At 56.9% G+C, this 23,351-nt stretch carries 21 protein-coding genes; 16 read left to right on the forward strand and 5 right to left on the reverse strand.

Features of this window, described 5'->3' with window-relative positions; all coding sequences use genetic code 11:
* From HUO07_RS04485 to HUO07_RS04505, 5 genes are all read right to left on the reverse strand, one after another.
* Entirely contained in the window at positions 1-2,847 is a 2,847-nt protein-coding gene (locus HUO07_RS04485) for a valine--tRNA ligase (protein ID WP_176302552.1), read from the reverse strand.
* 104 nt (positions 2,848-2,951) lie between these two features.
* Positions 2,952-4,163, reverse strand: coding sequence for an MFS transporter (locus HUO07_RS04490; protein ID WP_176302553.1), 1,212 nt, complete (start codon positions 4,161-4,163; stop codon positions 2,952-2,954).
* Positions 4,164-4,204: 41 nt separating this feature from the next.
* On the reverse strand, positions 4,205-4,636 hold the full coding sequence (locus HUO07_RS04495) for a DNA polymerase III subunit chi (protein ID WP_176302554.1): 432 nt from the start codon (positions 4,634-4,636) through the stop codon (positions 4,205-4,207).
* A gap of 100 nt (positions 4,637-4,736) precedes the next feature.
* Positions 4,737-5,858: a branched-chain amino acid aminotransferase gene (locus HUO07_RS04500; RefSeq protein ID WP_101147378.1), complete on the reverse strand. Its 1,122-nt coding sequence runs from the start codon at positions 5,856-5,858 to the stop codon at positions 4,737-4,739.
* Positions 5,859-6,023: 165 nt separating this feature from the next.
* On the reverse strand, positions 6,024-7,544 hold the full coding sequence (locus HUO07_RS04505; RefSeq protein WP_176302555.1) for a leucyl aminopeptidase: 1,521 nt from the start codon (positions 7,542-7,544) through the stop codon (positions 6,024-6,026).
* Positions 7,545-7,690: 146 nt separating this feature from the next.
* Here HUO07_RS04505 and lptF point away from each other — a divergent pair, with 146 nt between their 5' ends.
* The 16 genes from lptF (at position 7,691) to HUO07_RS04585 (ending at position 23,350) form a co-directional block, all read left to right on the forward strand.
* Positions 7,691-8,770 carry an LPS export ABC transporter permease LptF gene (gene lptF / locus HUO07_RS04510; protein ID WP_176302556.1) on the forward strand — a complete coding sequence of 360 codons (1,080 nt, stop codon included), beginning with the start codon at positions 7,691-7,693 and terminating at the stop codon, positions 8,768-8,770.
* A complete protein-coding gene (gene lptG / locus HUO07_RS04515) occupies positions 8,770-9,834 on the forward strand; it encodes an LPS export ABC transporter permease LptG (protein WP_176302557.1) in 1,065 nt (354 codons plus the stop codon). Before lptF ends, lptG begins: the two co-directional genes overlap by 1 nt.
* A 68-nt stretch (positions 9,835-9,902) precedes the next feature.
* Entirely contained in the window at positions 9,903-10,376 is a 474-nt protein-coding gene (locus tag HUO07_RS04520; protein WP_035564688.1) for an RDD family protein, read from the forward strand.
* Positions 10,377-10,533: 157 nt separating this feature from the next.
* The gene (locus HUO07_RS04525) at positions 10,534-10,740 is read left to right on the forward strand and encodes a (2Fe-2S)-binding protein (protein ID WP_008959830.1); all 207 of its coding nucleotides are present in this window, start codon (positions 10,534-10,536) and stop codon (positions 10,738-10,740) included.
* Positions 10,741-10,931: 191 nt separating this feature from the next.
* The gene (gene bfr, locus HUO07_RS04530; RefSeq protein WP_008959829.1) at positions 10,932-11,414 is read left to right on the forward strand and encodes a bacterioferritin; all 483 of its coding nucleotides are present in this window, start codon (positions 10,932-10,934) and stop codon (positions 11,412-11,414) included.
* 965 nt (positions 11,415-12,379) lie between these two features.
* The gene (locus HUO07_RS04535) at positions 12,380-13,180 is read left to right on the forward strand and encodes a prepilin-type N-terminal cleavage/methylation domain-containing protein (protein WP_176302558.1); all 801 of its coding nucleotides are present in this window, start codon (positions 12,380-12,382) and stop codon (positions 13,178-13,180) included.
* Positions 13,181-13,194: 14 nt separating this feature from the next.
* The gene (locus tag HUO07_RS04540) at positions 13,195-14,025 is read left to right on the forward strand and encodes a prepilin-type N-terminal cleavage/methylation domain-containing protein (protein ID WP_176302664.1); all 831 of its coding nucleotides are present in this window, start codon (positions 13,195-13,197) and stop codon (positions 14,023-14,025) included.
* The gene (locus HUO07_RS04545) at positions 14,022-14,534 is read left to right on the forward strand and encodes a hypothetical protein (RefSeq protein ID WP_176302559.1); all 513 of its coding nucleotides are present in this window, start codon (positions 14,022-14,024) and stop codon (positions 14,532-14,534) included. Before HUO07_RS04540 ends, HUO07_RS04545 begins: the two co-directional genes overlap by 4 nt.
* Complete coding sequence (locus tag HUO07_RS04550; protein WP_176302560.1) at positions 14,531-15,790, forward strand: hypothetical protein; 1,260 nt, start codon at positions 14,531-14,533, stop codon at positions 15,788-15,790. The genes HUO07_RS04545 and HUO07_RS04550 overlap by 4 nt, the downstream gene beginning before the upstream one ends.
* Positions 15,787-16,353, forward strand: a complete 567-nt coding sequence (locus tag HUO07_RS04555) for a general secretion pathway protein GspB (RefSeq protein ID WP_176302561.1) — start codon at positions 15,787-15,789, stop codon at positions 16,351-16,353. The genes HUO07_RS04550 and HUO07_RS04555 overlap by 4 nt, the downstream gene beginning before the upstream one ends.
* Positions 16,353-17,039, forward strand: a complete 687-nt coding sequence (locus HUO07_RS04560) for a hypothetical protein (protein ID WP_176302562.1) — start codon at positions 16,353-16,355, stop codon at positions 17,037-17,039. Before HUO07_RS04555 ends, HUO07_RS04560 begins: the two co-directional genes overlap by 1 nt.
* Positions 17,036-17,815 carry a prepilin-type N-terminal cleavage/methylation domain-containing protein gene (locus HUO07_RS04565; protein WP_176302563.1) on the forward strand — a complete coding sequence of 260 codons (780 nt, stop codon included), beginning with the start codon at positions 17,036-17,038 and terminating at the stop codon, positions 17,813-17,815. Before HUO07_RS04560 ends, HUO07_RS04565 begins: the two co-directional genes overlap by 4 nt.
* A 51-nt stretch (positions 17,816-17,866) precedes the next feature.
* Entirely contained in the window at positions 17,867-19,564 is a 1,698-nt protein-coding gene (locus tag HUO07_RS04570) for a hypothetical protein (protein WP_176302564.1), read from the forward strand.
* An 11-nt stretch (positions 19,565-19,575) separates the two neighbouring features.
* Positions 19,576-20,475 carry a tetratricopeptide repeat protein gene (locus HUO07_RS04575; protein ID WP_176302565.1) on the forward strand — a complete coding sequence of 300 codons (900 nt, stop codon included), beginning with the start codon at positions 19,576-19,578 and terminating at the stop codon, positions 20,473-20,475.
* Positions 20,475-22,097, forward strand: coding sequence for an ExeA family protein (locus HUO07_RS04580; protein WP_176302566.1), 1,623 nt, complete (start codon positions 20,475-20,477; stop codon positions 22,095-22,097). Before HUO07_RS04575 ends, HUO07_RS04580 begins: the two co-directional genes overlap by 1 nt.
* Entirely contained in the window at positions 22,094-23,350 is a 1,257-nt protein-coding gene (locus tag HUO07_RS04585) for a type II secretion system F family protein (protein WP_176302567.1), read from the forward strand. The genes HUO07_RS04580 and HUO07_RS04585 overlap by 4 nt, the downstream gene beginning before the upstream one ends.
* The last annotated feature ends 1 nt before the right edge of the window (position 23,351 follow it).

Here is a 23,351-nt window from a genome sequence, read left to right on the forward strand (position 1 = left end):
TTACAGCGCCTCGATCTTCGCCCGTTGTTCTTCCAACAACTGTTTGGCAGCTTGGAACTCGGCCAGCTTGCCGCGCTCTTTATCCACCACCGCAACTGGTGCTTTGGCGATAAAGCCATCGTTGCCGAGTTTTTTCTCGATGCCGCCGATCAGCTTGTCCTGCTTGTCGATCTCTTTACTAAGGCGAGCGATTTCGGCGTCTTTGTCGATGAGATCCGCCATCGGCACCAATACTTCCATATCGCCTACCAACTGCGTGGCTGAGAGCGGGGCGTCGTCTGGGTTTTCAAGCCAAGTGACGCTTTCCAACTTGGCGAGTTTGGAAAGGAAGTGGCGGTTGCTTTCCAGACGCTCGGCGTCTTCGGGCTTGCCTTTGGTCAGCAGCACGTCGAGCGGTTTGCCGGGGGCGATGTTCATTTCAGCGCGGATGTTACGCACGGCGATGATGACGCCTTTGAGCCACTCGATATCCAGGCTGGCCTGTTCGTCGATTTTACTCTCATCGGCTTCTGGCCAAGCTTGCAGCATGATCGTTGCGTCATCACCCATAAACACACCTGCCAACGGTGAGACGCGTTGCCAGATCTCTTCGGTGATATAGGGCATCATCGGATGGGCCAAGCGCAGGATAGCTTCTAGTACGCGCACCAACGTGCGGCGAGTGCCGCGTTTGGCTTCGGCCGTCGCATTTTCGTCCCACAGTACGGGTTTGGATAGTTCCAAATACCAGTCGCAGTACTCATTCCAGATGAATTCATACAGCGCTTGGGAGGCGTGGTCAAAGCGGTACTCGTCCAGCGCCTTAGTGACCTGGGCTTCGGTTTTTTGTAGCTGCGAGATGATCCAGCGATCGGCGAGGGAAAGCTCAACCTCGTCACCGTTAGTGCCGCAATCTTCGCCTTCGGCATTCATCAGCACGTAGCGTGAGGCGTTCCACAGCTTGTTGCAGAAGTTGCGGTAGCCGTCCAGGCGGTTCATATCAAACTTGATATCGCGCCCGGTAGTGGCCTGGGAGAGGAACGTAAAGCGCAGCGCATCGGTGCCGTGGGCTTCAATGCCGTCTTTAAACTCATCCTTAGTGGCTTTGGCAATCGCCTTGGCCTGTTTCGGCTGCATCATATTGCCGGTACGCTTTTCGAGCAGCGCCTCCAGGCTGATCCCGTCGATCAAGTCGATAGGATCGAGCACGTTGCCCTTGGATTTGGACATCTTCTGGCCCAGACCATCGCGTACCAAGCCGTGCACATAAACCGTCTTAAATGGCACCTCTTTGGTGAACTTCAGGGTCATCATGATCATCCGGGCTACCCAGAAAAAGATGATGTCAAAGCCAGTGACCAGCACGCTGGAGGGGTGAAAGGTCTCAAGCTCCGGCGTTTTTTCCGGCCAGCCTAAGGTACCAAACGTCCACAGGCCCGAACTAAACCAGGTGTCGAGTACGTCTTCGTCCTGTGTCAGCACGACATCGGGTTCAAGGGCGTGCTTCTCGCGCGCTTCTGCTTCGCTGCGGGCAACGTACACATTGCCTTCGGCGTCGTACCAGGCGGGAATGCGGTGGCCCCACCAAAGCTGACGGGAAATACACCAATCCTGCAGGTCACGCATCCAGGCAAAGTACATGTTTTCGTAGTTTTTAGGCACGAACTGGATGTCGCCGTTCTCCACCGCCTCGATAGCGGGCTTGGCGAGGCTTTCCACCGCCACAAACCACTGGTCGGTAAGCAACGGCTCAATGACATCGCCAGAGCGATCGCCATAGGGCAGGGTGTTGTTAACGGCTTCGACTTGCTCCAGCAGGCCAAGGGCATCCATATCGGCAACGATCTGCTTGCGCGCTTCAAAGCGGTCAAGCCCTGCGTACTTGGCGGGCAGCGTGGCGTCTTCGTCGGGCTGGGGCTGGCCTTTAAGATTAAAAATCTCAGCTTGCTCAAGGATTGTCGCATCTTTGGAGAAGACGTTGATCAGCAGATGGTTCTGACGCTTGCCGACTTCATAGTCATTAAAGTCATGAGCCGGGGTGATCTTGACGCAGCCGGAGCCTTTCTCCATATCGGCATGTTCATCAGCAACGACCGGAATACGGCGGCCTACCAGCGGCAGCTCGATAAATTTGCCGACCAGTGAGGCGTAGCGCTCGTCTTCCGGGTTGACCGCTACACCGGTATCGCCCAGCAGCGTTTCCGGGCGAGTGGTGGCGACCACGACGTAATCCTTACCGTCGGCGGTTTTAACGCCGTCCGCTAGCGGGTAGCGGAAGTGCCAGAAGCTGCCCTGCTGCTCTTTATTTTCCACTTCCAAATCAGAAATGGCGGTGTGCAGAGTAGGATCCCAGTTCACCAGGCGCTTGCCACGGTAGATCAGCTTCTCTTCATGCAGGCGTACGAAGACTTCTTGAACCGCTTTATAGAAGCCGTCGTCCATGGTGAAACGCTCGCGGCTCCAGTCCACGCTGGCGCCCATGCGGCGCAGCTGGCGAGTAATGTGGCCGCCCGACTCCTCTTTCCACTCCCACACCTTGTCGATAAACGCATCGCGACCGAGGTCGTGGCGTGTTTTACCCTCTTCGGCGGCAATTTTACGCTCCACCAGCATCTGCGTGGCGATACCGGCATGGTCGGTGCCTACCTGCCACAGGGTGTTGTTGCCCTGCATCCGCTTCCAGCGCGTCAGGGTATCCATAATGGTGTCCTGAAACGCGTGACCCATGTGCAGGCTGCCGGTCACGTTGGGCGGTGGAATCATGATCGAAAAGGGCTCGCCCTGGCCGGAAGGGGCGAAACGGTTGTCGGCCTCCCAGCGCTCGTACCAGCGGGTTTCGATCTGTTCGGGTTGGTAGGTCTTTTCCATGGAGAGTCGGCTCACGGCTGGCAAGAAATGTGAAATTGTATAGCGCGAGAGTATACAGCGTGAGTGCCGGGGGCGTCAGGTGCTACTCACGCGCGTTGTTAATGTTAACGGTTGTCGCGCACCGTCTTTGCAAGGTGCTGATGCGAAGAAAAACCGCGCATGGCGATGAGCCCCAGGATAGGACCCGGCAATAACCACCAGATCACCGCCAACGACTGGCTCGACCACAGCGCGGTAACCAGCGCAATTGAAGGAATGGTGAGCCCGAAGCCGATAGCGTTCATCATCGCCAGCGCTGCCCCCAGTCGCTCGGCTGGGGCGGTGGCCGATGCCAACGCTGAAAACTGAGCAGAATCGGCAATCACGCTAACGCCCCATACGCCGAGAAGCGCCAGCAGCAGCCAGGGCGATGCGCTGCCCAAAAGCGGATATACCAAACACAGCGCACCAGAGGTTGCTAACGCCACGCAGGCCACGCGGTCGCTGCCAATGTGACGGCTCCACTTGCCCGCAAGTACGCAGCCGGGCAAGCCCAACGCAATCACGGCAAAGCTTAGCCATGGCTGGGCGCCGCTGGCAGCGCCAAGACGTTCCAGCTCCCTAGCGACCAGAAACGGCACCAGCGCCCACAGCGCATACAGCTCCCAACAATGGCCGAAATAACCTAGCGCGGCGGCGCGAAAGCGCGGCTGTTTAAACGCGGCTAGCCCTGCCCAGGGGCGCCCGCTTTTGGCGGTGGCCGGGAGGTGCGGGCCAACACCCAGTTTGAAAATCATTAGCGCGGCGACCAGCGCCAACAATGAGGCCAGCAGCAGCGGCCACTGCCAGGGCAGGTGCAGCGTTAACCCGCGTAGCAGGTGCGGTGAGGCAATGCCCAAGGTCAGCATGCCCACCAGCCAACCCAGCGCTGCCCCGGCGTGGCGGGGGGTCCAGCTCACCACCAATTTCATGCCGAGCGGGTAGATGCCCGCCAGGCAGAGGCCGGTCGCAAAGCGCGCCACGGCTGCCAGCGTGACGCTCTCTGCGACGCCGATAAAGGCGGCGTTGATCAGCGCGCCGAGCACGGCAGAAATCGCAAACAGATGACTGGCGCGCACACGGTCGGCAATGCCGGTGGTGGCAATCAGCAGGGTGCCGGTAATAAACCCCGCCTGCACCGCAATCGTCAACAAGCCCAAATCACTTTCGCTAAGGCCCACGGCCTCCTGCAGCGCCAAGCCAACGCCGTTGACACTAAACCACAGCGAAGTACCGAACAGTTGGGCGATGACGATAACGGCCAGGGGAGTGCGGGCTAAAAAGGTGTGAAACGGCATGGGCGCTCTCGTGTGTTGAGTTATTGTTGTTAATAAATTAGTTAACCGAGCTTATGCGGCACGACCTCATGGCCCATTTCTTTATAACGCTGCCAGCAGGCGCGTTTGGCGACCAGCACTTGTTGGTGCTGATTAATGATCTCGGCGATTCGCGCATAGCGCTCTACACCTTCGGGAATATCGGGGTGCAAATTAAGCAGAGCGGTTTCTTCCGTGGGCACCGGCAACTGCTGCCAGCCTAGCGTGATCGGCACGCTGGCGGCCATTTCGCTATCTTCCAGGGCGTGGGGTAAATAAGCATCCGGGCGAAAATTCCACAGCGCGCTATCGGCCTGCTCGGCGAGGGCTCTGTCTTCGCAGTGCAGATGCAGGCGGTAGCCTTTACGCCAGATGGTTTCGGCCAGTTTGCAGGCAAACTGCAAGCGCGCCTCCAAGGTCGTATCGGGCAGAATATAGAAATCAATACGTGCCATCGGCGGCTCCAGCGATTGCAGATAAATGTACTACTTACAAACAGCGCCGCCGCAAACGTTGCGGCGGCGTTGAACGGTGAAGCGTTGGTTTTAAACCCGCTTAAACCAGCTGGGTTAGCCAGCCGTACTTATCTTCACTGCGGCCGTACTGCAGGTCGAGCAGTTTGGTACGGATGCGCATGGCGATTTCATTGTTGCCGCCCGCGGTGAGCTTGATACGCTCGTTTTCAGTGACCAGTTCACCGACCGGAGTGATGACCGCGGCGGTACCGCAGGCAAACACTTCGGTGATCTCGCCGGACGCCGCGCCTTCGCGCCACTCGTCAATGCTAATCGGGCGCTCTTCCGGCGTTAGACCTTCATCTTTGGCCAACGTGAGAACGGAGTTGCGCGTCACGCCTTCGAGAATGGTGTCGGTCAGGCGCGGGGTCACCAAACGGCCATCTTTGAAGACGAAGAACAGGTTCATGCCGCCCAGCTCTTCCACCCACTTGTTTTCAGCGGCATCAAGAAACGCGACCTGACCACACTGATGCGCTTCGGCCTCTTTCTGCGCGGCTAATGAGGCCGCGTAGTTACCGCCACATTTAGCAAAGCCGGTGCCGCCTGCGGCTGCACGCTTGTAGTTCGAGGAGAGCCAGATCGACACCGGGGCAATGCCGCCTTTGAAGTAGGCCGCCGCCGGGGAGGCGATCACATAGTAGTCGACTTCCTGTGACGGACGTACGCCCAGGAAGGCTTCCGAGGCGATCATGAACGGACGCAGGTAGAGACTACATTCATCAGAGGCGCTGGCAGGCGTAGGTACCCAAGCCTGATCCTGGGCGAGCAGGGCTTTCAGCGAGCCGATGAAATCCTCATCGGACAGTTCCGGCAGCGCTAATCGGCGGGCGCTGCGGCGGAAGCGCTCGGCATTTTTCTCGGGGCGGAACGTCCAAATCGAGCCGTCGGCATGGCGGTAGGCTTTGATGCCCTCAAAAATCTCCTGGCCGTAATGCAGCACTGAGGAGGCGGGATCGAGCGTCAATGGGCCGTAAGGGCGCACCTGATGGCCGTGCCAGTCGGCGTCCACAGTCCAACGAATATGGGCCATGTGGTCGGTAAAGTAGCGACCAAAACCTGGGTTTTTAAGGATGTTTTCACGGATCTCATCGGCCGTCGGCTGGTTGGACGGCAGTATTTCAAAACGCGATTCTGACTGGTTATCTGAAGCTGTGGGCACGGCGTGTTGTCTCCGCTAGAGCCAGACCCCGAAGGGCAAAAGTAAGCAATGTGTGTAGTACAGCGTGTGCTCAAGGACAGTGCGCACGCTCATGTGTTCAGGTTTAACGGTTGCCGCGCTGAAAGGCAACCGTTGAACGAGGGATCGTGGTGCCGAGTGGTGATATTAGCCGTCGCTGTTTTCTACTTGGGCATCGGTTTCACGGTCCAACAGGTACTGGGTTAACAGCCCAACAGGCCGGCCGGTGGCGCCTTTTTGCTTGCCTGAATGCCAAGCAGTGCCCGCGATATCCAGGTGCGCCCAGGGGAAGTGGTCGGCGAAGCGTGATAAAAAGCACGCGGCGGTAATCGTACCTGCGGGGCGGCCGCCAATGTTGGCCAGATCGGCAAAGTTGGAATCCAACTGCTCTTGGTATTCATCCCACAGCGGCAGGTGCCAGGCGCGATCCCATGCCCCTTCTCCTGCATCCAGCAGATCCAGCGCTAGATCGTCGTCGTTGGAGAGCAGGCCGGTGGCGTGATGGCCCAGGCCGACAATCACCGCGCCGGTAAGAGTGGCGATATCGACCACGCTGGCGGGAGTAAAGCGCTCGGCGTAGGTCAGTGCGTCGCACAGCACCAGGCGGCCTTCGGCGTCGGTATTGAGCACTTCGACGGTCAGCCCTTTTAGCGTTTTGATGATGTCGCCGGGCTTGGTGGCGCGGCCGTCGGGCATGTTTTCGGCGGCGGCGACGATAAACACCAGATTGAGCTTCGGCTTGATATCCAACATCGCTTTGACGGTGCCGAATACGCTGGCAGCGCCGCACATGTCGAATTTCATTTCGTCCATGCCTTCGCCGGGCTTGAGTGAAATGCCGCCTGTATCAAAGGTAATGCCTTTGCCGATCAGTACATGGGGGGCTTCATCGACGTTGTCGGCGCCTTGGTACTTCATAACGATCAGGCGTGTCGGTTCCTTACTGCCGCGCCCTACAGAAAGCAGCGAGCCTGCGCCCAGGGCTTCCAGCGCTTCTTCATCGAGAATGTCGACCTCAAGGGCGCCCTTTGAATCGCGGCCCAGCTGCTCTGCCTGCTCGGCTAAGTAGCGAGGCGTGCAGATATTAGCAGGCAGGTTGCCTAAGGTACGCGTGTAGTTGATGCCTTGGCCGATTGCGTTGCCTACTAAGGCGCCCTGCTTAACCTGCGAAACTGTGTCAGCATCGCTGATCATTAACGTCAGCTTGGCCAGGCTGAGGGCCGGGGCGGGCGATGATTTAAACTGATCAAAGCGATAAATGGCCCGCTCAGCCGCTTCCATCACCTTGCGCGCTTTCCAGGCCGGGTCGCGGTCGGCGAGTGGCACATCGCCGAATACCACGCTCGCTTCATCGATAGGCAGTTTCACCAACGCTGCCATGGCCGCATCCAGCGCCTTGATGAACGCGGCTTCCTGGCATTTTTCGCGCTCACCCAAGCCCACTAGCAAGATGCGCTCAGCACCCAGGCCCGGTGCAAAGGGCACCAACTGCACGTTGCCCAGCGTAGCGTCAAAGTCACCACGTTCCAGCAATTGGCCAATCAGGCGCTCGCTGGCGTCGTCCAGTTTGGCAACGGTGGGCAGAAGATCGCTACCTTTGAAAACCGGTACCAAAAGGCATGCTGTTTCGGTTTTGGCCGGGTTCGCAGTCTGAACGGAAAATTCCATGACGGCTCCAACAAGACAAGCAACGAGGGAATCGGGATAATGCCCCGTTGCTTTTGATTGTGAAAAGGGACTGAGAATAATTTGTTTAGTGTACCCAAGCCATTCGCTTATTGCATGGCATCCTGCACGACTAGCCGGAGAGCGCGTTGATTTTATTTCGATATCTAACTCGCGAAGTGTTACTCACCATGTCGGCGGTCGCTGGCATCCTGTTGCTGGTGATCATGGGCAGCCGCTTTATCCGCTATTTTTCGGACGCAGCGGAAGGCGATATTCCGGTCACCATGTTAGGCAGCCTCATGATGTTTCACCTGCCCGGCTTTATGGAACTGATTTTACCGCTGTCGTTTTTTCTGGGCATCCTGCTGGCCTATGGGCAGCTCTACATGAACAGCGAGATCACCGTGATGGTCGCTTGCGGGATGAGCCCTACGCGGCTGTTGAAAGTGACCCTGCTACCCGCCAGCGTGGTAGCAGTGCTGGTCGGTATTTGCAGTCTGTGGCTGACACCCTATGGCGCGCTGCAAACTGAAACCGCGCTGGAAGAGCAGCGTAGCCGCCTGGATGTTTCCGTTCTGGCGCCGGGGCGCTTTCAGGAGTTTGGGGGTGGTCGTACCGCTTACATTGGTGGCTTTTCCAGCGATGGCACGGAAATGCAGGATGTGCTGGTGCACGAGCAGAACCAGTTGGGTGATGAAGGCACCCATGACTACGTGACCCGCGCTGCATCGGGCTTTCAGGAAACGCGGCTTGAAACCGGTAGCCGCTTTCTGGTGCTGGATGACGGCGAGCGTTACGGGGTGACGCCAGGCGATAAGAGCGCCGAGCGGCTCACCTTTGAGCGCTATACGCTGCGCCTGGGGCTGAATCGTGACCGGCAGGAGCTCGATTCTCTGGAGTACGCGACCACGCCCGCGCTATGGAATAATCCAAGCCCCCGCGCCCAGGCTCAATGGCAGTGGCGTGCGGGGCTGCCTTTAATGGTCTTTGTACTGGCCTTAATGGCGCAGCCGCTTTCCCGCGTCAATCCTCGCCAGGGGCGCTTTGGCAAACTGCTGCCCGCGGTCTTTTTATATGTTGCGTATCTCAGCCTGCTGCTGGCGGTGGTCGATGCGATTGGCAGCGGTACTTGGTCCAGTATGCTGGGTGTGTGGCCGGTACACGGGCTGTTCTTGGGATTGGGCCTGCTAATGCTGTGGCGCTCGCAACGTAAGGGGATGCGCTAATGGTGCTTGACCGTCTCGATCGTTATATCGCCCGCAACGTGTTGGCGGCCATTGTCGTCGTCCAGTTCGTGCTGCTGGGCTTGGATATCACCATCGCCTATATCGATGACTTAGGTGATGTACAGGCTGGCTATACCGCTCTGGATGCGTTGGTTTACCTGCTAATGCGCACACCCTGGCGTTTTTATCAGTATGCCCCCGTGGCGGTGTTAATCGGCGCGCTGATTGGTTTGGGCAGCATGGCGTCCAGCAACGAGCTCACCGTTATGCGTGCCGCTGGGCGCTCCCTGGCGCGCATTGTGTGGGGCGTGATGAAGCCGGTGCTGGTGGTGGTCGTCGTGGTGCTGCTGGTCGCCGAGTATGTTAGCCCGCGAACTGAGCAATACGCCGAAGCGTGGCGCCTGGAAAAACTCCAGGGCGAAGGCGCCATGCTGACCAGTCGCAGTGGCTGGCAGATCGAGGGCGACAGTGTTTACCGTTTTGGGGCGATTCGTGCGGATAACGTGGTGCTTGATTTAACCCGCTATCGTTTTGATGACCGCCAGCTAGTCGAAGCCACTTACGCCCAGCGTGCACGCTGGGAAGGCGATGCGTGGCGGTTGGAAAACGTTGCTACCACGCGCATTTTCGACGATCGCACTGAGTCGGACCAATCGGCAAGCATGGGTTGGGACACTGCGTTTACCCCCGCTCAGTTGGAGCGATTGCTGCGCGATATCGAGAGCCAGGCACCCAGCGAGCTATGGGCTTATGCCCAGTTCCTTGAGGAACAGAACCTGCAGAATGACCAAGCGCTGCTGTATTTTTGGCAGAAGATGCTGATGCCACTCACCATGGGCTCACTAGTGCTGATTGCCGCCTCCTTTGTGTTTGGCCCGCTGCGTACCGTGGCCGCAGGTACGCGCGTGTTTTACGGCGTGGTCACCGGGCTGAGCTTCAAGTATGTACAGGATCTGCTGGCGCCCGCCTCGACAATTTTTGGTTTTTCCCCCGTGTGGGCCGTGCTGGTGCCAACATTGGCGTGTGCCGGGGTAGGGATCTACTTTCTACGTCGCAACGGTTAGGCGTAGTTTGCTAAGCCAAAAAATTTCATCACCGCCAAGTGGCAAGCAAGAACTAATAAGAGAGAACTATGCGAATACGACGCTTTGCTCAGTTGGACAGCGTATGGCCAGCGGGTCTTGGACGCCGCCTGGGTGCCATGCTTTATGACGGCTTTCTGGTCACCGCCATCTGGATCGCGGTGACCGTCGCGCACATGGTTTTTTTCCGCTATGTGCTTGGCCAGCAGCCAGAAGAGATTGGCACCACGGCTGGTGATATCTGGAGCCTGCGTCTCTTGCTGCTGTTTTTTGTCACGCTGTTTTTCGTTTTTTCCTGGTCGCGCGGGGGAATGACCTTGGGCATGCAGGCGTGGCGGTTGCGGGTGCAAACACTGGATGGCTATTCGCTGAATTTGAGGCAATGCCTCATTCGCTGCGCAGTGGCGTGGCTCTCACTGCTGGCCTTTGGTTTGGGCTACTTGTGGGTACTGTTCGATAAACAGCGGCGCAGTTGGCCGGATATTGCTTCCAACACGCAAACGGTGGTGCTGCCGAAAAAATAATTTCAACTGGCATCGGCAAAAAGTGCTTTTACACCAGCCCGTTATCTTGCTGTTCCTGCTTATTAAGACGAATGGATATCAAAAAGTATCCATTTCCACTTGATAAGATGTATGCGAATCATTTACATTCATCTCATGACTTTTATGAGGTGTCGCCATGTACGTTTGTGTGTGCAAGGGAGTAACCGACCATCAGATTCGCCAGCACGTTAGCGACGGAGCTCGCAGCTGGCGAGAAGTACGCGAGGCAACCGGCTGCGCAACGCAGTGTGGTAAGTGCGCGTGCTATGCCAAATCTATTACCCGCGACGCCGTACAAGAAGCGCGTCAAGAAGCCGATATGGGCCTTGCTTACGCCGTGTGACGCGAATCACTATTGTTAGGGTTATCTTTAGCAAATATATGATTTGCTTGAACTTTTAAATACCTTATCTATACTCTCAGGAAAGCTGGGAGTATAGCTATGTACGTCTATACTCTTCTTAAAACGTAACTGCTTGATCGCATTATCTAAACCAGATTAAACATCAGCATTACAGTAGAAAAGGTGACGTTATGAAAGGCGATACTAAAGTTCTTGAGCATCTCAATAAGGCACTAGGCAACGAATTGGTTGCGATCAATCAGTATTTTTTGCATGCCAAAATGTATAAAGACTGGGGCCTAAAAGCACTGGCCAAGTGGGAATACGATGAGTCCATCGAAGAGATGCAGCACGCTGACAAGATCATCGAGCGCATTCTGTTTCTAGAGGGCATCCCCAACCTGCAAGACCTTGGCAAGCTGCACATCGGCGAAAACGTCAAAGAGATGCTCGAAAGCGATCTGAAAATTGAGCACGATGGCCGCAACGATTACATCGAAGCCATCACCTACTGCGAGAGCGTTAAAGATTACGTTACCCGCGACATGCTCCGCGATCTGCTCGCCGACGAAGAGGGCCATATTGACCACATCGAAACTGAGCTGAAGCTAATCGAACAGGTTGGTATTCAGAACTACCTGCAGCGCCAAATGCAGATGGCTGGCGAAGAGTAATCTCTCTAGCCAAGTCTGTTTGGTTGGCTTTTTAGTTCAGCTAAACGTGCAGAATAGAAAACGGGCAGCCACTTGGCTGCCCGTTTTGCGTTGTGCAATAGGCATGACACTGATGCCAGCTTTGAATGACTATGGCGTGGTGCTGAGGAGAGTTTTGAGAGGTTTTAGAGACTGACAAAGCAGGGTTTTGCCATGTCAGGATCGCGTAATTAGTTTTTCCAATGATTACTCAGGCTGTTCGGCTTAAATTTCTAGTGCGCTCATGAATGAAATAAAACTTGCGTTGATAGTATTTGGCCTTAAGACAAATACTTATGCGTACATGGCAAAACGCCTAGGAGGAAATGCTGTTTTGCTACGCGGTAATCTCTGATAACCCCAATAACAGATAAGTATATGAGATGAGACCAGAACAGCAGCGTATATATCAAGCAATCCGCCAACTTTGTCGGGAGCATGTTCAGGACTGTCAATCGGCTGCGAGTCGGCATCGGCGCGCGGGCCGTTCCGAGATAGAAATTGCTCGCCACCACCGTACCATTACTAAACGGTATCTGATCAAAATGGCTGTCTATCAGCAGTACTGTGATCATGCGTTCGGCAATTGGCTGCCCGCTAAGTCACAGGACAAGGGGTTAGGTACCCACCAATACGAAGAACGCTTGTGTCGCATTTGTCTGAAGATGGAGGCTCGTCCCAATGACCTTGCCGCTAGCGCAAATGACGGCTGTTACGCCTTAAGTATTAAGAAAATGGTTGTCCGTGATTTACTCAAGCGGTCATATCGCTGGTAGATCAGCATGAAATGCGCCCCTCATAAGCATGATAATAAATGAGAGTTTTGCGAGGTTTAGAGACTGACACGCCTCCCTTTCGCTATGCCAGTATCGTGTGAATTGTTCCGATTTCGCGATTATTCAGGCTGCTTAGCTCGATATCTAAAACACTCATGAATGGAATAACACATGCGTGCATTCACACATGCCTCACCGAACCGCCAGCAGGGTTTTACCCTGGTGGAAGTCTCACTCGTCCTGGTTGTGATCGGACTAATCCTCGGGGCTGTCTCGATTGGTAAGGATGTTCAGCGAAACGCTGAATACACCAAGATTAAACAGAAGTTTGTTGACCAATGGGCCAGTGCCTATAACTCCCATTATCTGCGCGCTGGTGTTGTGATTGGCGATAGCCAAACGCAGCCGCGACTGATGGTTAATGGTGCGACCTACAATACTGCTGTTGCCGACGGCCTCATTTCTGGGCAAGACATGACCGACGCAGATGAGCCCAAAGCCATTTGTGAAGGTGGTCAAGCGCCGAACATGACGCGTGATGAAGATCTCATTCTGCACCGTGAGATGGATCGTCACGGCGTGCGTATGCCACCAGGCCGTGCTGAAGGGTTTGAAGACCGCTATGCCTATCTGGATACCAATGGCAACCCTCAAGAACTTCAGGTGTGCTTCCAGTGGAATAAACCCGGCACCGCTGCCAGTTCTGGCAACGTGATGGTGATTTCCGGGCTTACTCCGGATTTAGCGCGGGCACTGGATCAAATGATTGATGGCAAGGCTGATTCACGTGAGGGGCTCTTCCGTAAATATGATATCGAAGAAGACGGCACTGAAGGAGCGCCTGGTATTGAGTGGGCTGCCAACAACTCCCAAGCCTACGATGCAGATGAAGGCTCTGATGATGATACCAGTGTGAACTTGGATGAAGACCAAGTCATCACGGTAGTCGCCACCTATAAGATGAATCAGTGAGTCGGGGGGTGGCGATGAGGTCGGCAGGGGGAAGTTCCGTGGGGGCTCGCCAGCGCGGGTTCAGCCTGATGGAAATCGTTGTGGTGATGGCGGTTATCGGTCTTATGCTGGGTGGGGTGAGCATTGGTCGTGATGTTCTCCGTGAGGCGGAATACAACCGTATCCAGAATAAGTTTTTAATGCCGTGGAAGCAGAACTACGACCTTTACTATCAGCGTACTGGCGTTGTGCTTGGCGATAACCAAGTGGCGCCGACGTTGATGGTAAACGGCTACGAGGCGGAGTTTGACCACATGGGCAGTGGGGTGGCGGGCATTCCAGCCAACTACCGTAACACGGGCCGCCGGTTGTGCCACGGTGCTGGGTATCCCGCCAATACCGTTGGCGGCGGTGACCGGCCGTTGTCTGACCTGGATTTGCATCAGCTGTTTGATCGCGTCGGTATTCGAATGCCGCCGGGGCGGGCTGAAGGGTCGGAGGACCGCTACGCCTATACAGACACCAATGGTAATCCTGCAGAGCTGCAAATCTGCTTTCAGTGGAACCCGGAAGGGACAATCAGTGGCGCGGGCAACGTGATGGTGATCCGTGGGCTAACCCCTGATCTGGCCCGCAAGCTGGACCATATGGTGGATGGTAAGCCTGATGCCTACGAAGGCCGTTTCCGCCAGCAGAACGCAAATACCAATGTGTTAGAGCGTAGCCGCCATATTCCAGGCTATGAGTGGGAAGCCAATAACAGTTACACCAACGCAGACCCAAACCCTAGTGCCTTTGGTGAAGGGGCGTCCAGTGGAGAAGAGCGCGTCATGTTGGTTACCGCACACTGGGTCATGGATCAATGATGGTGTCACTGCTTTCTGAGGGGGGTAAGGCCGCTCGGGGTTATGTATGTATTGGGGTGCTTCTGGTGGGTAGCCTTGCATTGCCCTATTTAGTGAAAACGGCATTTAGCTATAAAGCGGCGGCAGACGTGGCACAGCGGCAGTTGGCAGATAACCAGCGTCAGGTAGACCAGGAAGCGGGCGCGCGGGCGCAGCTGGTGCGCTGGCAAGCAGTGCGCGACCAGTGGGGAACGCTGGCAGAGCGTGCCGATGGGCTTGGCTGGCGGACGTCTTTGTGGGATGTACGGTCGATTGAAGTAGACAACAAGCGTTTCTCGCGGCGTGAAGCCGACACATTGATGAGTAGCCTTGAGTCCAGCTCCGATAGCTTCATGCTGCCCAAGTCATTCTCAATAAAACTGGTAAGCGATAGCAGCGGTTCGCTGTATATCGACTCACCGGCTCAGGATCAGGCAGGCTCGATCCAGCTATCCCTCTCCGGTGATTATTACTCGCGGAGAGTGCAATGACCCATCTGCAGTGCCTGTTGGATATGTCGGGGCAGGTGTGGCAAACACACACCGATACGCTGCTAGCGCCGGAGCAGTTTGATGCGCTGCCCGGCCCAACAGTGGTCATTACCGATTACCAGGCAGCGCCGTTCGGCGTCGAGGCGTTGCCTGCCCATCATCAAAACCTGGCGCCGCTGTTGGAAAAACGACTGCGCGATGCCGGGGATATCGACAGTTTGGCGCGGGTGATTATCCATACCCGCGAGCGGCAGAGAGACCTAGCCCAGGTGTGCTACACCGCTGTGCCGGTGGCGGTAGCTATGCGTTACCGGCGCTGGGCCAAACAGCAGAGTGACCATGTACTGCTGTTCCCGCTGCTTGAAGCACTGCTTACATTGGCGCAACGGCAGGGTCTTGAGAGTGGCCTTTTGGCATTTGTCCATGACGATAGTGTGGATGTGCTGATGCTGCAGGACGGCCAGGCCATGCAGGCCTCCCGCCAGCGTCTTTATATGCGCGGAGCGGACGACTATATCCGTATCGCTGCGTATATCACCTCATTATTGGACCGTTACGCTGATGCTGGCCGACAACGCGGTTGCTTGCTGGTTGAGCGCCGCACGGACGAAAGCCAGCCGCTAATTGATGCGCTAACGGTGCGTGGTATTCCGGTCACTGAGCCGGTGTTGCCAGCCACCCAGCTGTTTGAGGGCCTGCGCTTAAAACGGGCCGATATCGATGGCATTAGCCGTTTGCACTACCTCTTTCAACAGGCATTGCCCTGGGTGGCGGTGGGCATGGTCGCGCTATGCCTGTCTAGCGCGTTCGGGGCCTTGTACTGGCGGCACGAGGCAGGCGCTCTTGAGGCTGAGCTGTACCAAGCGCAGACCCAGAGCGTTGGCAGCACCATTACCGAGATGGGGAGCGCGCTGCGCAGTGCCGATGAGCTGGTGCTTTCCCAACGTGAACGCGCCGACTTTGTACGCCTTGCTGAGCGTGTTCGCCAAACGCCTGATCCAGCCAGCCTGATTCGGCATTTACGCGAGGCGGTTCCGGCCAGTATTGAGTTGGTTGAGGCGGGCATTGTATCGGATGACACCGGCGTGCTGATCATCGTTGCGGGCCGCAGTGCCAGTGTGGCTGCGCCCTTCGCGGCAGAAGAGCAGTTCGTGATGGCGCTGAAGCGCCTTGGCTATGAAGTGGTGCGGCGTGAAATTACCAGCGGCCTCGGTAATAGCCTGTTCCGTCTAGCGTTAACCTGGAGCGCACCATGAAGAAGAAATACACCGCTGCTGGGCTGCTAGCCGTTGCCTTGGTCTCCTGCACAATGGCCTACCAGTTTGCGATGGCCGAAGAGCGGGCCGCACAGGCGTGGCGCCCTAGCCAGGATTCGCAGCTTCAGAGCCTTGATGCACGGTTGGGCGAAAAAGTGCGCGAGTTCCTGGAGTTGAACGAGCTGCTAAGCAGGCAGCTTGAGGATGTGAGGCTGCAGCAGGCAGGGCAGCAGGATACCCCCTTGCTGACGGGCAACGCTTTTGTGCCCGAGCCACTTGCACCAGAGCCTGCTATGCCAGAGCCGGTGGAGATAACGCCGGAGGTGGTTGCGCCGCCACCCCCGCCACCAGAGCCTCCTGTCAGGCAGGCACCCTGGTGGAGCCGTTATCAGCTCAGCATGGTGGTGTACTCGGATACCTCCCGCTCCGCGGTAATCAATGGGCGCTATGTGCGCCGTGGCGATGCGGTGGCATCCGGCGTGGTGGTTCGTGATATCAGGCCCAACCAGGTGACGTTGGCACGCGGTGGTGAAACAGCACGCTTAACGATTGGAGCTGAATAATGACGTTACGCCGCCTGTTGATATGGAGCATCGCGCTGCTTGGACTGTTGACTGCAGTGCTTTGGTGGGTTGGTCGGCAACCTGCGCCGGTAAGCCCAGCGGCACAAGTGCCCGCTGTGGTAATGCCGCCTTCTTCCTCGCCTGTAGAAGGTGGAGGTGCCTCTACGGATGTTGATGCCCTTTGGCGGCGCTATGAGGCGTTGAACGAAGCCGCTGCAACTGCCTCTGCACCTGTGGAAGGGGAGCAGGGTGGAATGAGTTCATCAGCTGAGCCCCGTTCACCGGAACAGGTGCTATCTGAGGCAGCGCAGCAGCGTCAGGCACTGCGCGAGGGCATCCGACAACGCAGTGAGGCGGTCCGGGCCGCGCGTGATGACGCGTTGGCGCAGATTCGGGACCTTGAACCAGACGATATCGATGGGTTGATGGATGTGATTCAAGGCTTCAACCAGCAGATGCGGGAGAACGGGGTAGAGGAGCAGATCGATATCGGTGGGATACGTCAGCAGCTAGTAAGTAGCCAGAGGCTTGCTGAGGTCAGCCAGGCGATGCTGGATGAAGCGCTGAAAGGTGAGAATGCCAACCCGAAGCGGCTTCAAGAGCTAAGTCGTGAGATGAGTGCATTACAACAAGAGGTGATTGACCTTCATTCGATGCGTTCAAGTGGCGGGCAGGAGCAGCCATGACGGTTGACGCGTACCCCCTCCGCCAGCGGGGGTTCACTCTCTTGGAGCTGGCGCTGGTCTTGGCGCTGCTGGGCGGGATGGCGCTGGTGGCGATGCACTATCGCCCTAATGCGTTGAGCCAGGATGATGCCATTGCCCAGGGTTACCACGACCAGATCGCTGCAGCTCTCTATCGTTATGCTGAGCGCCACTACCGGCTGCCCTGTGCCGATACCAACGGTGATGGTTTTGAAGGTGGCAGCGGAGGCGGCTGCGGGCAGGGGGAGATAACCCACATGGCTGGTGGGGTGCCTTTTCTTACCCTTGGCATGAGTGAGGCGCAAGGGTTAAGCAAAGCGGTTCGCGAGCGCTTTGTCTATGGTGTCTTTCGCGATGACACTGCTGATACCGACCTAGCGGCATTAGCTGAACGAACTGGTGACCCGCCCGGCAGTGCCGGGTATCTCAGCCTGGATGACCTACGTTACGCCCTGCACAGCCTGGGCCAGCAGGATTTTGATAATGAGCACATCTACGTGACCGGTGATGAACAGCAAGCAGGAACGGCTGATTGCAGCGGAAACCCTATCACCAACCTAGCATTTTTCGTTGCCTACGCAGGCACAAGAGATGCTGATAGGAATGAGCAACCCTTTGATGGCGAAAATAGCAGCCTCCGTTGGCCTTCGGGCAGCGGGCTTTGTGTATCCGGCCCGCTGACCGCACAAGGGGAGCAGTATGACGATGCCGTTATTGCGGTGGGCTTTGCCGAACTGCTTGGCTATTTAAGCCAATAACTTGCAAAACAACACATTGAGTACGGAATTAGGCGCATCAGGAGCAGCCACATGAACCTTGACCCTCAACTATCTCTTTACCCTAGACGAGGCCTCTGGATAGGTGCCTTGCTGGCTGCGTCATTAACTGGCTGTGCCGTTGGCCCCTCCAAAATGGATGCCGAAAGGGTTCAAACGGTGGATGACCGTTCGCAGGCGCTATTACAAGAGCGGCTAGTGCAAGAGTCAGAGAAGTTACGCCTTCTGCAAGATGAGCTTAGGCAGAATTTGGAGCAACAGCAGGAAGTGGTGTTGGAGCCAGTGGTTCCCCGTTATAACCCGCTTGATGCTGTGAACGTTACATTACAGGCAGACGATGTTGATGTACGTAACCTGCTCAAGGCGATTGCTGATCAGGCAGGACTGAACTTGGTGCTGCCTGCTTCGCTGTCGCGCCAGCCGCGCACGCTGTCGCTGTCGCTTAGTTCGGTGCCTGCTAGCCAAGCCTTTGAGGAGATCACCAAGGCGCTAGATCTGGCCGGGCATGTCCGCGATAACATGCTGGTGGTGGAGGAGTTTGAAGAGCGGATTTTCGATATGGATTTCCTGCTCACCATGAGTACGGCTGACTTCAACGCGGGGGGCGATGTATTCGGTGCCGGTAATACCGGTGGCGATGGCGGGTCGGCTTCGGGTGGCGGCTCAGGTAGCAGCGGGCTGCGCAGCAGCTTTTCAATCTCGGGACGCAATACCAATGATGTGAACCCTTACGAGCAGATTGACCGGATGTTGGCATCGCTGATCGGCGGGCAGGGTAATGGAGAGGGCGGTATGGAGCAGCAAGGGGTGCCGACCTATATGCTGAACCGCTCCACCGGTACGCTGTTTGTTCGTGGGCGCCCATCTCAGTTGGCGGCGGTCGGGCGTTTGGTTGAGCACTATAAGTCGGTGTTAAACCGACAGGTGCTGATCGAGGCGCAGATTCTTGATGTCGAGCTTAACGACCAGTTCAGCTATGGCGTTGATTGGAGCTTCCTACGTAACCAGGTGGCTTTGTCCTACTCGTCTAACCCGATGGCGCTGGGTGCGATCGACTCATTGGTGCCAGGGGCGGAGAATGCGGGCCGCAGCGTGTTGATTCCGTCTACTGCGCTAGGTACGTCGGGTACGCCATCGCTGGGCCTTGCTCAGTCGGGCAGTAACCACAATATCGGGCTCGACCTGATGAAAACCTTTGGCACGGTGCATATCCTATCTAACCCGTCGATTCGGGTTCGCAATACCCAGCCCGCCGTGGTGAGTGTTGGTAGCAACATGCGTTATATCGCCCAGTCCAGCTCTAATACGCAAAACGGTGGCGGCGGCTTACTGGCGACCACGTCCAATGTGGTGACGTCTAATGTATTCGACGGCGTGATGCTGGGGGTGATTCCGTTTGTGTCCGAGGATGGTGCTATCCATCTCACCATTAACCCGATGCAAACCTCTGTGCAGGCCTCCTCTATGGAGCTGGTGGAGGTAGGCAGCACGCAGAATCCGCTGAAAATCTCGCTCCCCCGGGTGGACTTCAAGGGTATGACCACATCGTTGTCTCTGAACGACGGTGACATGGTCATTATCGGTGGTCTTATCGGTGAAAGTGGTAACCGTTCAAGGGATGGGGTGCCCGGTATTACGGATGTCCCTCTGTTTGGCAGCGTGCTGGGTGGGCAGTCTGAATCGACCACGGCACGCGAGCTGGTTCTCGTGCTGCGCGTTCAGATTTTGTAAGCCGGATTCCCATGAGCTTAGTTTTCGACGCATTGCGCCAGCATGGCACTCATCCTACGCAAGCTCCCACTCAGTTGGGTAGTGTGGTCACCCCTGGCCAACGTCGATGGCGGTGGGGTTTGGTGGCGGGGTTAGTGTGTGTCGCCGTTGCGGGGCTGTTCCTATGGGAACATTTTTATGCGGCAGAGCGTATCGCGCCGCGAAATGTTTCAGCCGCGCTGCCTGTGGAGCCTTCCGCACCTACTGTGTCGTCAGCTCCACAGGAGGTTGTGGTGGTGGATATTGCTTTGCCAACGCCAACGCCAACGCCGCCGCAAGCACAGGCTCAAGCGCCTGCACCGTCGAGTGGTTCACGGCTACCGGGGGATGCCCTGGCACGGCTTGCCGCAACTGCTTCAGTAATAGAAGTAGCAGCCGTTAGCCAGCCAGAGGTGGCGGCAGTTGGCGAGATAGACACGTCAGTGCCCGCTCTTGAGTCTGAGCCCGAGCCTAGGCTTGAGCCTAAACCCGAGGCTGAGCTTTCAGTGGTAGTAGAGACTGCGCCTCCGGCTGAGGTAAATCCGGCAGAACTGTTTGCGGCCTTCAATGCGGCGCTGTCGGCTGGCCAACTGCCCCAGGCGGAAGAGGTTATTGAGCGCGCTCGGTCTGCGCTAGGTGAATCGCATCTGATCGTTGCCCGTATGCAGGGCTATTACTGTATGAGGGCAGATTGCCCGGCACAGGCACGCCAAGCGTACTCCACGATTCTTGCTCGTCTGCCAAGAGATCGCGAAGCGGGCTATAACCTGGCGGTTTTAGACTGGCAGGCTGGGCAACATGCCGAGGCGGCTAAGCGGGTGCGTGCGCTGCTGGCGCAGTACCCAGCGGACGACGCCTTACGCGCACTACAGCGGCAAATGGGAGCGCATTGATGAGTAGCGGATTTCCATTGTCGGCTTACCTGCAGCACTTAGGGTTTACGCGTAACCCGTTTCCGGTAACGCCGGATGAGCACGGCATCTTCTTTTCTTCTCGGCTGGCAGAACAGTTCACTGAGTTGTTGCACTTCATTGAGCAACGCAAGGGGTTCATGCTTGTAACCGGTGATGTTGGCGTTGGTAAAACGACGCTCTCTCGGTCGCTACTAACGCGTTTGGCCGAGCAGGGGGCGTGTACCGCGCTGGTGTTCAATACGTTTCTTCAAGGTGCCGACCTGTTAAGGGCCATCAACCGTGATTTTGGTGTGACGGCCGCTGGCGATAGCCTAGAGGCACAGCTGCAGGCACTGAATACTTGGTTGCTGCAGCAGCATGAAAAGGGTCGTAACTGTGTATTGATTCTGGATGATGCTCAGGGGTTGGATGTGCCCAGCCTTGAGCTGGTACGTCAGTTGAGCAACCTGGAGGCCAGCCAGGCCAAGCTGCTACAAATTGTGATGGTGGCCCAGCCGGAAATTCGCTTGACGCTGGATCGGCATGACATGCGGCAGCTGGCAAGCCGTATTGCACTGCGCCTTGAGCTGACCCCGCTGACGTTGAATGAGTTGGATGTCTATCTGCATCATCGGTTGCAGTGGGCAGGCTGCCCAGAGGTGTTGACCGTTGATCGCAGTGCTTTGCGGCGGTTGCATCGCTATAGCATGGGCTATATTCGCCGGGTACATATCCTGCTTGACCGCTGCCTCTACGGTTTGGTTGCCACGGGCACCACGCGCATTAGCGCTGGGTTAGTGGACACCGCCGCGAAGGAACTGAGCTTAGTGCCTGCCCCTAAGCGTCGCGCTTACCGCTCGCTGGTGATGGGAAGCGTGCTGGTGATGGGTGGCGTTGCGGGGGCTGTGGGGCTGGCGGTGATGGCCGGTTACCCGCTTGACCTGCTCTCGACTCCCTCAACGCCAATAGTGGAAGTACCGCCGCAGCAGGCGGGCATAGACCTGCAAGCGGAGCCTCAAAAAGCTGCTCCTCAGCCTCAGCCTCAGCAACAAGCAACACCTCAAGAGGCGGTGGTGCAAGCAGTGGTGTCTCAAGAGGCTTCTCAAGCAGCAACTCAAAACGTTCATCAAGAGGCTGCCTCAACTACAGAGCAGCAAGAAGCTGTTCAGGTCGTCGACTTTGCATGGCAGGCCTTTACAGCCACCTATACGCCTCTGCCCCCGGTGGAGGCTCCTCCGCAGCATTGGGCGGATGTGGTTGAGTGGCTGCCAGCACGGAGTGAGGAGCAACCCTGGGTACCGGTGCTGCTGCCGAGCGAATGGGAGCAGGGGTGTAATGACCAGCCGCTTTACCCGCTGAGTGATGGGCGGCTAGCACTGTTTCAATCAGTACTACCCGTGGCGCCCCAACCTTTTGGTGAAGAGGGAGAGCCGTTATTTGCCTTGCAGCTGGCGCTGGTCGAGCGCTTGCTGTTAGCGCCTGAGGCGGTGGATGGTGTGATGGGGCCGCGCACGGCGAATGCACTAGCTCAGTTTCAGAAGCAGAGCGGCCTGCTAGCGAGCGGCCAGCTGGATGCGGAAACCTCCTATCTGCTGAGCTGCCTGGGTGAGGGTGGTTTATGAGCGAAGCTGCCTTTCGCTACGTGTTCTATCGGGTGGTGTCGAACCAAGGCCGCGTGCGTGCTGGGTTGTCGAAACTACCGGTGACCGATTACAGCAATGCTCACCCGTTAGTAGAGCGCCGTGAACAAGCCGTGGTGCTGCAGCTCTATGTGCTACCGGCGTTAATGCTGCCGCTGCTGGACGGCTTGGCTCTTTTTATGCGCCGCAGTATCCCTATCGCGTTGCTGGCAGAGTTTCTGCATAGCCTGGGGCTGATGTTGCGCAGTGGCCTGCCGGTCGATATGGCGCTTAAAGATTTGCGTGATGATGCTAAACATCCAGCGCTCAAGGCGCTGACAGCAGACTTGCTGAGTGGCGTTAGGGCCGGTAATACGCTCTCTTCAAGGCTCTCATTTTACCCACACTTGGTACCAGCCACCGTTCGGCACCTTGTCGATATTGGTGAGCGCTCGGGCAACCTCGACCGCGTGCTAATGGATGCATCCGAACATCTAGGACGTATTACCGCCCTGCGCCGGGATGTCTCACGCGCTTTGATCTATCCATTTTTCGTCGTACTCACCATCGTGATAGCGGCACTGTTCTGGGTGTACTACGTACTGCCTGATCTGGCCAATATGTTTCGCCAGATGGGAGCCCATCTGCCCCCGTTAACCCAGAGTGTACTGAGCGCTGTGCACTGGATGCGCGAGCTGCTGGCGTCTTATGGCTACTGGGTGTTAGCAGCTGTTGTGGTGTTACCGATGCTATTGAGCCGGAGCCAGCGGGTTAGGGCAGGGTTTTACTGGCTGGCCTACCACCTCCCGATCAGTCGCACGCTGGTGCGCACGTCCGCCATGGCATTTATCAGCGAATACTTGGCGCTGCTAGTAGCGGCGGGCATCAATCTATTGGATGGACTAGCTATTTTGGAGGCGGCAACCCGGAATGAGGTGTATCGCGATGCGATTCGCCAGGCCCGACAAGGAGTAATGCGCGGTAATACGCTGGCAAGTGGTCTGGAGCGCAGCGGTGTGTTTTCACCGCTGATGATTCGTTTGATCAATGTGGGAGAGCAGAGCGGCAACCTGGATGGCCAGTTGCGTACGTTAGCCGACGAGTACCGGCGGCGGCTTAACCATCTAGTCGCCACCCTTGCCGAGGTCATCAAACCCGCCGTACTGCTTTTGGCTGGCGCGCTGTTCATCTTCGTCGTGGTGGTGTTTTTGCTGCCGGTATACGACCTCATTGCGCAAAGCACACAGCTTCGCTGAA

It is taken from the genome of Vreelandella maris (genome assembly GCF_013371085.1).
Taxonomy (GTDB): domain Bacteria; phylum Pseudomonadota; class Gammaproteobacteria; order Pseudomonadales; family Halomonadaceae; genus Vreelandella; species Vreelandella maris.

Coding starts and splice junctions, on each gene's coding strand:
- HUO07_RS04545 (WP_176302559.1), top strand. CDS start 14,022: ATGATGGTGTCACTGCTTTCTGAGGGGGGTAAGGCCGCTCGGGGTTAT.
- HUO07_RS04535 (WP_176302558.1), top strand. CDS start 12,380: ATGCGTGCATTCACACATGCCTCACCGAACCGCCAGCAGGGTTTTACC.
- HUO07_RS04555 (WP_176302561.1), top strand. CDS start 15,787: ATGAAGAAGAAATACACCGCTGCTGGGCTGCTAGCCGTTGCCTTGGTC.
- HUO07_RS04485 (WP_176302552.1), bottom strand. CDS start 2,847: ATGGAAAAGACCTACCAACCCGAACAGATCGAAACCCGCTGGTACGAG.
- HUO07_RS04540 (WP_176302664.1), top strand. CDS start 13,195: ATGAGGTCGGCAGGGGGAAGTTCCGTGGGGGCTCGCCAGCGCGGGTTC.
- HUO07_RS04505 (WP_176302555.1), bottom strand. CDS start 7,544: ATGGAATTTTCCGTTCAGACTGCGAACCCGGCCAAAACCGAAACAGCA.
- HUO07_RS04490 (WP_176302553.1), bottom strand. CDS start 4,163: ATGCCGTTTCACACCTTTTTAGCCCGCACTCCCCTGGCCGTTATCGTC.
- HUO07_RS04570 (WP_176302564.1), top strand. CDS start 17,867: ATGAACCTTGACCCTCAACTATCTCTTTACCCTAGACGAGGCCTCTGG.
- HUO07_RS04575 (WP_176302565.1), top strand. CDS start 19,576: ATGAGCTTAGTTTTCGACGCATTGCGCCAGCATGGCACTCATCCTACG.
- HUO07_RS04550 (WP_176302560.1), top strand. CDS start 14,531: ATGACCCATCTGCAGTGCCTGTTGGATATGTCGGGGCAGGTGTGGCAA.
- HUO07_RS04580 (WP_176302566.1), top strand. CDS start 20,475: ATGAGTAGCGGATTTCCATTGTCGGCTTACCTGCAGCACTTAGGGTTT.
- HUO07_RS04525 (WP_008959830.1), top strand. CDS start 10,534: ATGTACGTTTGTGTGTGCAAGGGAGTAACCGACCATCAGATTCGCCAG.
- lptG (WP_176302557.1), top strand. CDS start 8,770: ATGGTGCTTGACCGTCTCGATCGTTATATCGCCCGCAACGTGTTGGCG.
- HUO07_RS04565 (WP_176302563.1), top strand. CDS start 17,036: ATGACGGTTGACGCGTACCCCCTCCGCCAGCGGGGGTTCACTCTCTTG.
- bfr (WP_008959829.1), top strand. CDS start 10,932: ATGAAAGGCGATACTAAAGTTCTTGAGCATCTCAATAAGGCACTAGGC.
- HUO07_RS04495 (WP_176302554.1), bottom strand. CDS start 4,636: ATGGCACGTATTGATTTCTATATTCTGCCCGATACGACCTTGGAGGCG.
- HUO07_RS04585 (WP_176302567.1), top strand. CDS start 22,094: ATGAGCGAAGCTGCCTTTCGCTACGTGTTCTATCGGGTGGTGTCGAAC.
- HUO07_RS04560 (WP_176302562.1), top strand. CDS start 16,353: ATGACGTTACGCCGCCTGTTGATATGGAGCATCGCGCTGCTTGGACTG.
- HUO07_RS04520 (WP_035564688.1), top strand. CDS start 9,903: ATGCGAATACGACGCTTTGCTCAGTTGGACAGCGTATGGCCAGCGGGT.